General features: G+C 63.2%; 8 protein-coding genes, 1 tRNA gene and 2 pseudogenes. 5 read left to right on the plus strand and 6 right to left on the minus strand.

What is annotated here, in order from left to right; genetic code table 11:
* Positions 1-25: 25 nt before the first annotated feature.
* Positions 26-2,393, minus strand: a pseudogene (locus OVA12_RS11355) (1-deoxy-D-xylulose-5-phosphate synthase N-terminal domain-containing protein).
* Between the two features lie 178 nt (positions 2,394-2,571).
* The gene (locus tag OVA12_RS11360; RefSeq protein ID WP_268137388.1) at positions 2,572-3,777 is read right to left on the minus strand and encodes a methionine gamma-lyase; all 1,206 of its coding nucleotides are present in this window, start codon (positions 3,775-3,777) and stop codon (positions 2,572-2,574) included.
* 130 nt (positions 3,778-3,907) lie between these two features.
* Between OVA12_RS11360 and OVA12_RS23985 the strand changes: the two are divergent.
* A pseudogene (locus OVA12_RS23985) lies at positions 3,908-4,048 on the plus strand (Lrp/AsnC family transcriptional regulator); the annotation flags it as partial.
* Positions 4,049-4,212: 164 nt separating this feature from the next.
* Here the strand turns inward: OVA12_RS23985 and OVA12_RS11365 are convergent.
* The 3 genes from OVA12_RS11365 to OVA12_RS11375 form a co-directional block, all read right to left on the minus strand.
* Positions 4,213-4,300, minus strand: a tRNA-Thr gene (locus OVA12_RS11365).
* A gap of 88 nt (positions 4,301-4,388) precedes the next feature.
* Positions 4,389-6,401 carry a TonB-dependent receptor domain-containing protein gene (locus tag OVA12_RS11370; protein WP_268137389.1) on the minus strand — a complete coding sequence of 671 codons (2,013 nt, stop codon included), beginning with the start codon at positions 6,399-6,401 and terminating at the stop codon, positions 4,389-4,391.
* A gap of 111 nt (positions 6,402-6,512) precedes the next feature.
* On the minus strand, positions 6,513-7,436 hold the full coding sequence (locus OVA12_RS11375) for a LysR family transcriptional regulator (RefSeq protein ID WP_268137390.1): 924 nt from the start codon (positions 7,434-7,436) through the stop codon (positions 6,513-6,515).
* Between the two features lie 471 nt (positions 7,437-7,907).
* Between OVA12_RS11375 and OVA12_RS11380 the strand changes: the two genes are divergently transcribed.
* Genes OVA12_RS11380 through OVA12_RS11395 form a run of 4 tightly spaced genes read left to right on the plus strand, consistent with a single transcriptional unit; the run spans position 7,908 to position 12,705 of the window.
* Positions 7,908-9,368 carry an ABC transporter substrate-binding protein gene (locus OVA12_RS11380; protein ID WP_268137391.1) on the plus strand — a complete coding sequence of 487 codons (1,461 nt, stop codon included), beginning with the start codon at positions 7,908-7,910 and terminating at the stop codon, positions 9,366-9,368.
* 29 nt (positions 9,369-9,397) lie between these two features.
* Positions 9,398-10,378, plus strand: coding sequence for an ABC transporter permease (locus OVA12_RS11385; protein ID WP_268137393.1), 981 nt, complete (start codon positions 9,398-9,400; stop codon positions 10,376-10,378).
* Between the two features lie 3 nt (positions 10,379-10,381).
* Entirely contained in the window at positions 10,382-11,194 is an 813-nt protein-coding gene (locus tag OVA12_RS11390; protein ID WP_268137395.1) for an ABC transporter permease, read from the plus strand.
* Positions 11,191-12,705: an ABC transporter ATP-binding protein gene (locus OVA12_RS11395; protein ID WP_268137397.1), complete on the plus strand. Its 1,515-nt coding sequence runs from the start codon at positions 11,191-11,193 to the stop codon at positions 12,703-12,705. Before OVA12_RS11390 ends, OVA12_RS11395 begins: the two co-directional genes overlap by 4 nt.
* A 167-nt stretch (positions 12,706-12,872) precedes the next feature.
* On the opposite strand, the gene OVA12_RS11400 is transcribed toward OVA12_RS11395, so the two are convergent.
* On the minus strand, positions 12,873-14,246 hold the full coding sequence (locus tag OVA12_RS11400) for a glutamate--cysteine ligase (protein WP_268137399.1): 1,374 nt from the start codon (positions 14,244-14,246) through the stop codon (positions 12,873-12,875).
* Positions 14,247-14,264: the final 18 nt, after the last annotated feature.

Here is a 14,264-nt window from a genome sequence, read left to right on the forward strand (position 1 = left end):
CGGTCGGGTTTCAATCAGCGGGAAATCACGCGCGAAGCTGGATCGGTCGCCCCTGCGTGATCCGTGCGGCAGCAGCCACGATGGCATCCGCATCGATGCCGAAATGCCGGTAGAGATCGGCAATCGTGCCGGTCTGGCCGAAATGCTCGACCCCGAGCGGGATGGTCCGGTGACCAGCCACCGCGCCGAGCCAGGACAGCGTCGCCGGATGGCCGTCGATCACGGTGATCAGCGTGCAATGCGGCGGCAGCTGGCCCATCAGCCGTTCGGCAAGGCTCGTCGCCGTCTCATGGCCCCGGGCCCGCGCCCGCCGCGCCGCCGTCCAGCCGGGCGTTGAGCCGGTCGGCGGAGGTGACCGCCAGCACGCCGATGTCACGCCGCGCGCCCATCATGCGGCCGGCCGCCTCGATGGCCTCGGTTGCCACCGTGCCCTGATAGGCAATGACGACTTCGGCATTCGGGCCCGGCTCGCGCAGCCAGTAGGCGCCGTCGATGACGCCCTGCTTGAACCCCGGATCCGGCCGGCGCAGCACCTGCTCGACCGGACGCGTCGACAGGCGTAGGTAGACTGAACCGCCGGTCTCCTCGCGCAGCCAGGTGCGCTCGTCCAGATCGCCCTTGCCTTCGCGCTGCATGTAGTCGAAGGCCCAGTCCATGATGATCGCAAGTTCGTCCAGATAGGCCGGCTCGAAACTGGCAAGGCCATCCTGCGACATGCCGATCAGCGGTGTGCCGATGGACTGGTGCGCCCCGCCCTCCGGTGCCAGCGTGACACCGGACGGCGTGCCGACCAGCAGGAAGCGGGCATCCTGGTAACAGGCATAATTCAGGGCATCGAGACCACGCACGACGAAGGGATCGTAGACGGTGCCAACCGGGATCAGGCGCTCGCCGAACAGACTGTGCGACAGCCCCGCCGCCCCCAGCATCAGCATCAGGTTCATCTCGGCAATGCCGAGTTCGATGTGCTGGCCCTGCGGCGAGAAGGCCCACTTCTGCGCTGACGGAATGCGCTCGTCGCGGAACGTGTCGCCACGTGGATCACGGGCGAACAGCCCGCGCCGGTTGACCCAGCCGCCGAGATTGGTCGAGACGGTCACGTCCGGCGAGGTGGTGACGATGCGGTCGGCGAGCGGGCCACCCGCGCGCGCGATCTCGTCCATGATCTTGCCGAAGCCGGCTTGCGTGGACAGCATCTTGTCGGACAGCGCCACGACTCCCGGGGCCGGCAGGGTCTCGGCGGTGTAACGCCGGCGGCCCCGGGCAAAGAACGGCACCGTGCCGAGGAAGGCCTTCAGCCCGGCTACATCCTCGACGGCGGCAAAGGGCTCCCACTCCGCGCCGTGCGGCACGCCCATGCGGCCGCGGAATTCTTCCATCTGCGTCGGCGTCATCAGGCCGGCGTGGTTGTCCTTGTGCCCAGCCAGCGGCGTGCCCCAGCCCTTGATCGTGTAGGCAAGGAACACGGTCGGCCGCTCGTCCTGCGCACTGTCGAAGGCGTCCTTCAGCGTGTCGAGGCAGTGGCCGCCGAGGTTTTCCATCAAGGCGGCAAGCTCTGCATCCGAGCGGCGGTCGATGAGCGCGGAGACAACCCCCTGATCGCCGAGATCCGCCATCAGCCGCTCGCGCCAGGCAGCCCCGCCGCGGAAGGTCAGCGCGGAGTAGAGCGCATTCGGGCAGGCGTCGATCCAGGCACGCAGCTTGTCGCCGCCAGGCTCGGCGAAGGCGGCCCGCTGCAGCGCGCCGTGCTTCAGGCGCAGCACGCGCCAGCCGAAGGCGTCGAAGATCTGCTCCATGTGAGCCCACAGGCCCTCGCGGACGACGCCGTCAAGGCTCTGGCGGTTGTAGTCGATGATCCACCAGACATTGCGGACCTCGTGCTTCCAGCCTTCCTGCAGCGCCTCGTAGATGTTGCCTTCATCCAGCTCGGCGTCGCCGATCAGCGCCACCATGCGGCCCTTCGGCTGCTTCAGCCAGCCGTGGCCTTCGAGATAATCCTGCGTCATCGAGGCGAAGATCGGCAACGCCACACCGAGGCCGACCGAGCCGGTGGAGAAATCGACGTCATCCACGTCCTTGGTGCGCGAGGGATAGCTCTGCGCCCCGCCATAGGCGCGGAAATCCTGCAGCTTCTCCAGCGTCTGGTTGCCCATGAGATACTGGATCGCATGCAACACCGGCGAGGCATGCGGCTTCACCGCCCCCCGGTCTTCCGGCTTCAGCGCATGGAAATACAGCGCGGTCATCAGCGACACCATGGAGGCGGAGCTGGCCTGATGGCCGCCGACCTTCACATCGCCGTCGCCCTTGTCGCGCAGGTGGTTGGCGTTGTGCACCATCCAGCAGGCCAGCCACAAGAGCCGCTGCTCGATCACCTTCAACTGGTCCATCATCCTGTCTCCTCGCCACGAACCGTACCGTTCGGTACCGCTTCCAAGCCCAAGTCATGCCAGCATTTCACAGCAAGATGTTACCGGATCGCGCGCTCTTCAACGCCCGAACCGGAACACCATTTCGCAATTCTGCTGCCGAGAGGTTTTTCTTCACCGCTTGCAGCGAGGGGCAAGGAAATCAGGCTGCCGCTGCGTCCCGGGCCGCCAGAGCGCTGTCCAGATCGCCGAGGATGTCGGCGACGTCCTCAAGTCCGACAGACAGGCGGATCAGACCTTCCGCAATGCCATGCGCGGCCCGCTCTTCCGGCGTGTAGGTGGAATGGGTCATCGAGGCCGGATGCTGGATCAGGCTTTCGCAGTCACCGAGCGACACCGCACGCCGGATCATCATCAGGCGGTTCATGAGGGCGGAGCCGGCGGCAAAGCCACCTTTCAGTTCAAAGGCGATCATGCCGCCGAAGCCCGGCATCTGGCGGCGGGCCAGATCATGCTGCGCGAAGCTTTCGAGGCCCGGATAGTAAACCTTGGCCACCGACGGATGCGCCTCCAGGAACCGTGCCACCTCCATCGCGGACGCACAGTGGCGTTCCATCCTCAGCTTCAGCGTCTTGAGGCCACGCAGCACCAGATGGGCATTGAACGGCGCCATCACGGCCCCCGTCATGTCCTTCATCCCGACCAGACGGATCTGCTGGATGTCGGCCCCCGGACCCACCGCAATGCCGCCGATCAGATCGCCATGGCCGCCCATGTACTTGGTCGCCGAATGCACGACGATGTCGGCACCCAGCTCGATCGGGCGGGTCAGCACCGGCGTTGCATAGGTGTTGTCGACTACGGTGCGCGCACCCGCCTTGCGGGCAATGGCGGAGATGGCAGCGATGTCGACGAGCCGCATGTTCGGGTTCGCCGGCGTCTCGAAATAGACGATCTTCGTCTTGTCGCTGATCGCCGCTTCCAGATCGGACGGGCTCGTCAGGTCCACATGGGTGATGGTGATGCCGAAGCGGGCAAGGCCGTGGCGCAGGAAGGCAAAGGTGCAACCATAGAGCGTCTTGTCGGTGATGACCTCATCGCCCGGCGAGAGGAACGTCCACAGCACCGAGGTGATCGCGCCCATGCCGGAGGCCAGCGCAAGGCCAGCTTCCGCCCCCTCGAGCACGGCGCAGCGCCGCTCCAGCAGGTCGAGCGTCGGGTTGGAAATGCGCGAGTAGAAATAGCCGCCCTCACGGCCGGCGAAGATCGCAGCACCCTGCTCGGCGCTATCGAAGGCAAAGGTGGAGGTGAGATGCATCGGCGGCGTCAGCGCGCCCTCGTTCTCCATCGGGTCATAGCCGTGATGGATGGCGCGCGTTGCAAAGCCGGCGTTGGACTTCAGGGTCATGGGCAACTCCTCCAGATCAGATGATGCAAGGAGAGTACTGCTGACGGGCTGGCATGTGCTTTCAAGATATGCCACGCTGGCGAACCATATTAGCAGATACTGCCAGAGTCAGCCAGAGCCACGACCATTGATGCCACAACTGGATACCAAGGATCGCCAGATCATCCGTGCCTTGCAGGAGGACGGCCGCCTCACGAACCAGGACCTCGCCGAGAAGGTGAACCTTTCGCCCTCCCCCTGCCTGCGCCGGGTCCGCTTGCTGGAGGAGCGCGGGGTCATCACCGGCTATGCGGCCAAGGTTGATCCGGCGGCCTGCGGGCTGGAGATCACGGCTTTCATCCGCATTTCCCTGCAGCGGCACGAAGGCGCGAATGTCTCGGACTTCGAGGCCCGCATCCGCCGCATCCCGGAAATCCTCGCCTGCTATCTGATGACTGGTGAAGCCGACTACTTGCTGCGCGTCGTCGTCGCAGACCTCAAGGCCTACGAGGCCTTCGTGCGCGACCAGCTGCACCACATCCCCGGCATCGCGTCGATCAACACGAGCCTTGTCTATGGCGTGGTCAAGGAAACCAGTGTGTTCCCTTGACCACCGAACCGCAGCTGGCACCTCAAAATTTCAGACTGCCGCTGAGCCTGATGCTCCGCCCCATTTCATTCAGTGTCGAGGTACCACCCGAGACATAATAGGGTGTGGCATGATCGAGGTAGGTTTCATCGAAGATATTGGTGATCGCGAGACCGAACTCCTGTGCGGGCGTCGGGGTCCAGACCAGCGCGAGATCATGTACGTCGTAACCAGGCAGTTTTCCGGCGGTAAAGCTGGCGGGCAGGTCCTTTTCTGGCAGGACCACTGTGCTGGTCCAGTCGACCCTCAGGTTCTGGTCTATGAAAGTATAGCCAAGATGTCCAACAATCTTGTCGCCTTGCACCGCCACACTGCGCAACCAGTCACTCGGGCTCACCCATTGCCCGTTCTGCTTCACATCCGAATGGGCATAGCTGAGGTCTGCCGACCAGTTGTTCCAATCCCGGCCGAGGCGGGCGGTGAAGCCAGTGACGTCGACATCTCCGGCATTGCGCCGGGCAAAGGGCAGGCTGCGACCCTGCCAGTTGAGGATCGTGTTCTCAAGCAAGGTTTTGTAGCCGGTAAAGCCTGCGCGCCAACCGTCCCGCTCGAACTCGACACCAGCTTCGGCCGTGCGGGCAACTTCGCCTTTGAGCGTCCGATCCGTCTTCACCCGGTCGATGCCCGGGCGATGGATCAGTGTCAGCCCCTCGATCGGCCGCACGCCTCGAAACGCCTCGGCCCACGACGCAAAGAACGTCAAACCGTCGATCGGTTCGAAGTCGATCCGGGCGCTCGGATTGAGGCGTCCGTTGCCATAGTGATTGCCGGCCAGATCTGTCAAATGCGCCCGGTCATACCGAAGCCCGCCCTGCAGCGAGAGGTAGTCGGTTACCGCGTAGTCGGCCTGGACATACAGCCCATGCGTCTGGCCGGTTTCGGTCCCCTTGCGGCCTGACGCCAGCTCGCCGCGTGACTGCTCCCAAGTGTAGTCATAGCCGTAAGTCAGCGCGAGGCTGCCGAACTCAGACCGGTTGCGAATATCAACCCCGCGTGTCAGCCAAGAAGATGTCTGCCGGTCGGCGATCAGGCGGGTCAACGAGCTCTTGTTGTCATAGACGAACAGTCCAAAGTTGATCAGCGGATTGTCCGAAGGATCGAAGCTGTAGCGGAGACTTGTGGTCCTGCGGGACATCTCCTGATCCTCCGCAATGAAATCCACATGGCTCGGCGGCACGCCGAAGTTCGAGCGATAGGCGCGAAAACCGTTGTCTTCCTGATGGTCGGCGATGACCTTGATCTGATGCCCATCCGCCGGGCGAACCGTCAGCTTGGCTAGGCCGTTCAGGGGTTCGTTGTCGGAATCGCTGACATCCCGTCCTGCTCCATCCTTGTAGTCGCGCGCCCAAGTCTTCGAGCCATAGAACAGATAGCTGAAGTACTCATTCGGCATGCCATAGGTGGCAACGGAGGGCTGGACCCTTGATCCATTGGTGCCAGCGGAGATCTTGACCATCGAGCCGAACCTGCGATCCGGCAGCAGCAGATCCTCGGCGTCCTTCGTCTCATAGCGGATCGTTCCGCCAAGGGCACCAGGACCGGCCAGTGCTGCACCGGTCCCGGCTCCGATGTCCACCCGCTTCAGGATCCCCGGGTCGATCAGCATGTTGCCCATGTGCGCATAAAGGTTGCCGGCCTGCTTCGCCCCATCAAGGGTCACATTCAGGTTGGTCTCCTCAATACCCCGGACGTAGACTTTCTGGGCTGCCGTCCGGTTGCCGCCGGCAACGAAAACATCCGGCGTCGCGGCAAATAATTCGCCGAGCGTCACGGGTTGCAATTGCCTGATCTGCGCCGCGTTGATGGCATCCGTCGTTCCCTTCTGCTTCCCAGAAGAAACGACGATCTTTTCCAGAGTGGTGACCGGCTTGTCATCCGCGCGCGACACAGATGGCACTGCAACAGGCAGCAGCAACAAAACCCAAGCCAACCCCTGGCTGGACACACAACGAAACCCGACCATTTTCACCCCCGACACAGTCAAGAACTGTTCCAATTTCAATGACTTGCCAGTCAGAAATTGAGCGGGGCAGGTATAGGCCGCGACCGGGCAGCGGGACCAATCGAAATATCTGAGATCTATACTCAGCTTTTACGAAATGAGCATTCAAGACAGACGCGGGTCGCTATGGCGGGCTGGTGCAGATCCGCAAACCTCACGAATGCAGGCGCGCAGCCAGCGGTGGATCGGGTCGGCATCCTGCCTTGGATGCCAAAGCAGCGAAACAGTCAGCTCCTGTGGCGGCAGAGGCAGGTCAAAGCTGAAAAGCCCTGCCCGCAGGTACCCGGTATGGCGCTCGGGAACGGTAGCAACGAGATCTGTCGTGCGCGCCAGGGAGACGGCTGTTGTGAAGCTGCTGACGATGACGCCAGGCTGGCGTTCGAACCCAAGGCCGGCAAGCGCCTCGTCAATCGGGCCCCTGTCCTGCCCTCGCCGCGTGACAAGCACATGGCGTGCGCCGAGGTATCGGTCGAGAGTAATCTCGCCTTCTGCCAAGGGGTGACCAGACCGAACGACACCAACAAATCGGTCCCTGAACAGCGCCTGTGCCCGCAATTCGGGTCCGGTCGACTTTCGAATGACGCCGATCTCGATGTCGGCCGTTCCATCTCTCAGGGCTCCCGCGTCACGATCGGGCTTCTGGACACAGCGCAACTGAATGCCGGGTGCCTCTTCGGCAATGCGGTCCAGAAGCGGCGGCACAAAATTCTCGAAAAACCCGTCACTTGTCTGCAGCGTAAAGCAACGCGTTATGCTGTCGAGGTTTGGAACGTCCATGGGACGCAGGATGGATTCCGCCTCAAGTACAAGGTTTCCCACCCGCTGGCGCAGTTCCAGCGCTCGCGGTGTGGGCACCAGCTCGCGCCCTGCCCGCACCAGCAACGGATCGCCTGTCGTTGACCGCAGGCGGGAAAGCGCACGGCTCATGGCGGACGGACTGAGGTTGAGCCGGTCAGCAGCACGCGCGACATTGGCCTCATCAAGCAGAACATCCAGTGCGACCAGAAGATTGAAATCGGGCGAGCTCATGCCGTTCCTTTCTGCCTTGGCCGGGCGCACTCACCACATGCAAGGACTGATTGCATGGAACGCGCATTCCGGACTTGGTTGACACCCGGTACAGTCAAGTTGCTCGAAGATGAGGCTTGGCAAGCTGAAGCAATGACCGATCTTCGTGCGCAGCTGGACCAGTGCCCGGGCAAACCCCGAGCCCATCGATTTTATGCACTGCACCTAGAAAATGTCCCTTCGCAATTCTTGAGATCTCACCTCAGGAATCACGATTTGCAGGATGCTTCAGGATCGCCCTAGCGTTGCGGGACGCATGAACCTGACACCCAAACAACAGCCCTTCGCTGACTGATTTGGCTCGTCCTGCTGTGGATCGATCCCATGTCCTGCTCCGTCCTCAACCGAATTTCGGTCGCAATTTTGCTTTTGAATTCAGCTCTGTACGCAGTTCCTACGAGGGCACAGACTGCTGCGGATACGCGCCCGCTGGTGATCGCCGACAGTCGCGGCGACTACGGCCTTCTTGCCCCGTTTGCCCATATGAAGAACGGCCCCGCGTATCTTTACACGAGCTATGTTTTCGACACGCTGGTCGCTCAGGACGCTCAAGGAAATCTGGTCCCTGCGCTCGCGAAGTCATGGAGCAGAAGCGCGGATGGACTGAGCTGGGGAATTGAACTGGACCAACGGGCCCGCTGGCACGACGGTACGCCAGTCACGGCCGGGGATGTTGCCTTCACGGTCTCCTACATGGCGGAGCATCCATATGTCTTTGCCAGCACCGCCGGCATAGCGGGAGCCGAGGCTGTTTCAGCTACACACCTGAAACTGCAATTGAAACAGAGTGATGCCGGCTTTGTGTCGGGCACTTTGGCATCTCTGCCGATTCTGCCTCAGCACATTTACGGCACTATTTCGGATCCCGAGACATTCACCCAAAAGGCCGCAGCGACGGGCAGCGGGCCGTACATCCTCGACACCCAGGACAAGGCGCAAGGTCGTTACCTGCTGCGCCGCAATGATGCCTACTATCGAGGCGCCCCGAAGTTCCCGTCCATAGCTATCGTCAAGATGCCGACCGATGCTGCCATCGTTGCGCTGAAGAACAGCGAAGTTGATGTCATCACCGATGTCCCGCTGGACCGGGCTGACATCATCCGGTCAGCAGGCTTGAAGGTCGTCGAGGCGCCAAGCAATCATCCGATGCGCTTGACGTTCAACCATGCAGGTCCCTTTGGTGCAAAGGCAGCACGTCACGCGCTCGCCCACGCGATCGATCGCCAGGGGCTCGTCGATGTGGCCTATCGCGGTGCAGCTGTCGTAGCGGAGCCAGGGTTCTTCCAGAAAGGCTCTCCATGGCGCGCCCCGACGGTTTTGGACGGCTATCCAACTGATATTGCAAAGGCAAAATCGCTTCTGACAGGCTTGGGCTGGTCCCAGGGCGAAGCGGGCCGCTGGTCACGGAGCGGGCAATCCGTCACCTTGCGCCTTGTCGCAGCACCGCAGGCAAAGGCGGTCGCCACAGCGTTGACGGATCAGCTGGAGGCATTCGGACTGGCAATCGAACTCCGGCTGATGGAGCCCGCGCAGCTACAGGAGCAGATCGAATCCGGCGCATACGAACTGGCCCTGTTCTCCTCCAGCACCATGGGTGATCCTGGATCCCTGATGCGGAAAGTCTTTGGTCCGGCCTTCAACAGCGACCGGTTTCCGGATCACGCCGAACTTCGCAACTTGTTGATAAAGCAGGCTGTATCGACCGACGCGACCGAACGGCTTCGCATCCTGGAGAAGGTCCAGGCGATCTATGCGGAGGAGTTGCCCTCGCTGCTGCTGGTCAACCCGATCTGGGCGACCGCGCACAACGACCGCGTCACCCCGACATTCCTTCCCGACGGCGTGGCAATCGGCATTCCGATGGCGATGCACAAGGCGGTGCTTCTGCCCTAACCTGCTGCATCGGCTGAGGTATTCCTTGCATGACTGGACAATCGATCACCCGGCACATGTGCTTGGGGCTGCTGGACCGGATAGTCGTTTTCCTGCTGCTCGTCGTGCTGACATTCGTGTTGCCGCGGCTCATGCCGGGGGATGCGCTGGACCTGATGCTCAGCTCCGACATGGCCCGCTCGATGAGCCGCGCCGAAACCGACAATTTGCGCCAAAGCATGGGTCTTGATGCGACAATTTCCACCCAATTCCTGACCTATGTGACCAATCTGGCGCAGGGCGATCTCGGCCGGTCGATCCAGCATGCCGCTTTCGTCTCCGACCTCATTGGACGCGCCCTGCCCTGGACGCTCCTGCTCGTCCTCGCCGCGCTTCCGGTCTATCTCGGCATCAGCGTCGTGATCGGCATAGAGGCCGGGCGGGAGCCCCACGGCAAGACCGACAGGGCGTTCACAGGGGTGATGACGCTGCTTGCCAGCGTGCCGCCCTATTCGGCTGCGGTCTTCCTGCTGCTCGGCTTCGCTGTGCTATGGCCCCTGTTTCCGGCGAGCGGCGCCGAACCCCTGTTTCCCTCGCCCGATCCACTCAGTCGCAGCCTTGCCATTGCGCGCCATGCGGTCCTGCCTGTGCTGGCCTTGTCGCTGCACGAGATTGTCCGCTTCTACTTCCTGACCCGGGGCGAAGCCGTCGGTCTGTCCGGCCGGCCCTTCGTGCTCAACGCCAGGGCGAGGGGTATCGGAGGCTGGCGGGAGCGCGTGAACTACTTTGGCCGCAACCTCCTCGCCACCCTGCTGGCGCGCATGACCGACTCGGTGGCGGCCCTGTTCGGCGCGGTGATCTACATCGAAATCGTCTTTGCCTACCCGGGCATCGGACTTCTGCTCTACGAGGCAATCCTGAGCCGTGACCATGTGCTGCTGCAAGGCATCGTCCTGACGATTTCTGCCCTGTTCCTGACCGTGAACTGGGTGCTGGACGCGGCAAGTGCCAACCTTGCAGCCAGAGGGTAAGTGATGCGACTCCTGTCCTGGCATCCCTCTCGAGCCGCGACTGCAACAGCCGCCGTCTTGGCCCTGTGCCTCATGCTGCCGGAGCTGCTCCCACCCTATGTCACAACGCGGGACGTCCTGCAGCCGCCGGGACCAGAGCATTGGCTCGGCACCAACGACATAGGCCAGGACGTGCTGACCGGCCTGCTGCGGGCGGCCCCCAACACGGTGCTGATCGCTCTGCTGGCGGCCGCAGCGGCGCTGGCGTTGTCGATCCCCTTTGCCAGCCTGACAGTGACCAGCCCTCGCTGGCTGCAAAGAACGCTGATGCGCGTGGTCGATGTGTTGCAGATCGTTCCCTCTGTCCTGGTCATCCTGCTCATTGCCGCCTGGGTCCAGCCGGGCCTCGGTGGGATCGCGCTGCTGCTGGCGCTGACGATCTGGCCAGACGATGTCCGCGTGCTCAGGACTGCATTCCGCCGCGAAATCGCGCGGGAAAACGTTGCAGTCGCGCGCCAGCTTGGTGGCTCCTGGACCTATTGCATCGGACGGCATGTGCTGCCGGCGATGGGACCCGTGCTCCTCGGGCTGTTCCTGCAGCATGTCCGCCAGGCGGCGCTGAAGACGGCCGGACTTGGCTTTCTTGGGCTCACCGATCCACGGCTTGTGACCTGGGGCAGCATGATGCAGGACGCGCTGGACCATCTGCACACGAGCGCCTGGATCTGGCTGCTGTTGCCACCTGCTGCCTGCCTGACCCTGTTCCTGCATGGCGTGCTGCGGGCCGGTGGACGGCTGGAACGCAGTGGCCAGACCCTGACAACGGGGCTGGCATGATCCGGATCGACAAGCTCAGCCTGTGGGTCGGCGACCAGACAATCCTCGCTGATCTCTCGCTGGAAATCAGGCCCGGAGAGACCTTCGCCCTCATTGGAGCATCGGGCAGCGGCAAGACCAGCCTCGCCCGGCTGCTGACCGGCTTGATCCGCCCTGGAAAAGGCAGGGCGTTCCGCGCAGCCGGCACGGTTGAGGTTGCCGGCTTCGACATCCTCGCGGCTCCCGAAAGCACAATGCGGCGCCTGCGCGGTCATCGCATTGGCCTCATCATGCAGGCACTGGCCGACGCGCTGAACCCGCAGATGAGCGTGCTCGACCACATGCGGGAACTGCTGCGGGTGCGCGGGGCCGACGCCGGGACTGCAGAACAGATCTATCTCGACTTCAACGTACCCGCCCGGCTGCATCATCGCCGGCCAGCCTTTCTGAGCGGCGGCGAGATCCAGCGCGTGCTGACCGCCCTAGCCCTTGCTGGCCGGCCAGATCATCTGGTGCTGGATGAACCGACGGCGGCGCTGGATGCGGAAAGCCGCGCGCTGGCGCTGGCCGCGTTCAAGAACGGAGCAGGCGAGCGGGCACAACTGCTCATCACGCATGATCTGGCCCTTGCCAGAGCCCTGGCCAACCGAGCGGGTTTTCTTGATGGCGGCACGCTGGTGGAAACAGGTCAGGCGGAACAACTCCTGTCCCGGCCGGTTCATCCTGTCGGGCGACTGTTGATCGGCTGCAGCACAGGAGCGACCGACAAGGCCTCGCCGTCCGGCATTGCCGCGTTTGCAGCCAAAGGCGACCCACAGGGCCGGCCGGATACCGCAGGCGCGACAGCCGTCACCGGTTTGCAAGCCATTGAGTTAAGCCACGGCTTCGGCGCCTGCCAGATCCTGGATGGACTTTGCCTGCGGGTCGCCGAAGGAACCTGTGCTGCAATCCTGGGACCGAGCGGCTGCGGAAAATCGACATTGGCCCGAATTCTCGCCGGTTTTGAACCTCTGCAGCATGGGAAGCTGGTCTGGGGTCATGAGGGGACGCGGACGCCATTGGCGCATCCGCCGTCCCTGATCTCGCAGCATCCGCACCGCGCGCTGGCCCGGCATTTCAGCGTCAGGGACGTCCTGATGGAACCTCTGCTGCTGGCACGCCCGCAACGATGGCCGAGGGTCTGGCGCGCGGAAGGCGATCAAACGGAACAGGTCGCGGCACTGCTGTCTGACGTCGGTCTTCCGGCTGACGAAACATTCCTGCGGCGCAAGACGGCCATGCTGTCGGGTGGCGAGGCCCAGCGCCTCGTCATTGCGCGAGGGCTGGCCATGCAATCGCGCTGCCTGGTCGCCGATGAGCCGACCTCCGCCCTGGACCTGTCAGCCCGGACCCAGATCATCGCACTGCTCAACCGGCTCAAGGCTGACCGGCGCCTGACGCTGGTCCTGTTCACCCATGACCGGTCGGTGGCCGAAGGACTGGCTGACAGAACCTATCGCCTTGCCGGCGGACGGCTGGTAGCGGAGGTTTGACGGAACTGCCTGTGAGCAGCGGACACTGCCTCGGGTGAAACAATTGCAGATGTTCCGGCCCACAGCCTTGCAAGCCGCTGGCCCCCTTCTTCTGGATCATCCCCGCCTAGTGCGGGGATGACCCGGAGTGTGGGTCTGGCGCTGTTCCTAGGCTGACAAGCAAGGGCTCAGCACTGGTAGTCACGGAACAGGGGTTGAACCGTACCATTCCACGGGCCATGGAACTGGGCGAGCATGTCGTCTGCGAGGGTCGCACCGCGCTCGAGCATGTCATCCAGCGGAGCCAGGAACATGCGCTCGTCCCGATCATCATCATTGAGACGGGCGCGGTTCTTCAGGCCAAGGCGGGAAATGGCCATGATCTCCCGGGCTGTCTCCAGCAGTGGCCGGCCGCGGAATGAGGCCTGCAGCGCGTGTGCGGGCACAGCGTTTCGCAAGGATTCGACCTCGGCGACGGTCCAGTCAGCGGTGGCGTCATGCGCCGCCGCCAGCGCCTCGTCATCATAAAGAAGCCCGACCCAGAAGGCCGGCAGTGCACAGATGCGCCGCCAGGGGCCGGCGTCTGCGCCGCGCATTTCCAGAAACCGCTTCAGGCGCACATCGGGAAACAGCGTCGACAGGTGGTTGATCCAGTCACCCACGGTTGGCTGCCAGTCGGGCAGCTGACCTTTCAGTCCCCCGGCCATGAACTGGCGGAAGGTCAGGTGCGTGCAATCATGGTACCGACCCTCGCGGATGACGAAATACATCGGGATGTCGACGGCCCATTCGGCGTAATCGGCAAAGCCGAAAGTATCGCTGAACACGAAGGGCAGAAGCCCGGCGCGGGCATTGTCGGTGTCCCGCCAGATATCGCCGCGCCAGGATTTCAGGCCATTGGGCCGGCCTTCGGTGAACGGCGAGGCGGCGAACAGGGCTGTCGCCAGGGGCTGCAGTTTCATAGAGACCTGCATCTTGCGGCGCATGTCGGCCTCGCTGGAGAAGTCGAGATTCACCTGAATGGTGCAGGTGCGATACATCATGTCGAGCCCCTGGCGTCCGACCTTGGGCATGTAGCGGGTCATGATGTCATAGCGCGACTTCGGCATGCGCGGCGTCTCGTCGATGCGCCACACCGGGCTGCCGCCAGCGCCGAGAAAACGGATCCCGAGCGGTTCGGCGATGGCCTGGAGATGGACGAGATGCAAGCGGGACTCGCGGCAGGTCTGATGCAGATCCTCCAGCGGCGCGCCGGACAGCTCAAACTGTCCGCCAGGTTCAATCGAAATCGCCCCCTGCCCGTCGGTTGACGCAAGGCCAATCACATGACCTTCGTCAAGGATCGGTTCCCAGCCAAGCCGCTGCTGCATGCCCTCCAGAAGTGCGGAGATGCTGGCCGGGCCATGGTAGGGCACGGGGCGATTGCCTTCGGCAAAGAAGGCGAACTTCTCGTGCTCCGTACCGATGCGAAAGGCGGCAGCGGGCTTGCAGCCCTCCGCCAGATAGGCGACGAGCGTGCCGAAATCCTCCAGCGGCGCGGCGTTGGTGGTGTCACGAGCCATGGATGATCTGACCTTCTG

This window comes from Pannonibacter sp. SL95 (genome assembly GCF_026672425.1).
Lineage (GTDB): Bacteria > Pseudomonadota > Alphaproteobacteria > Rhizobiales > Stappiaceae > Pannonibacter.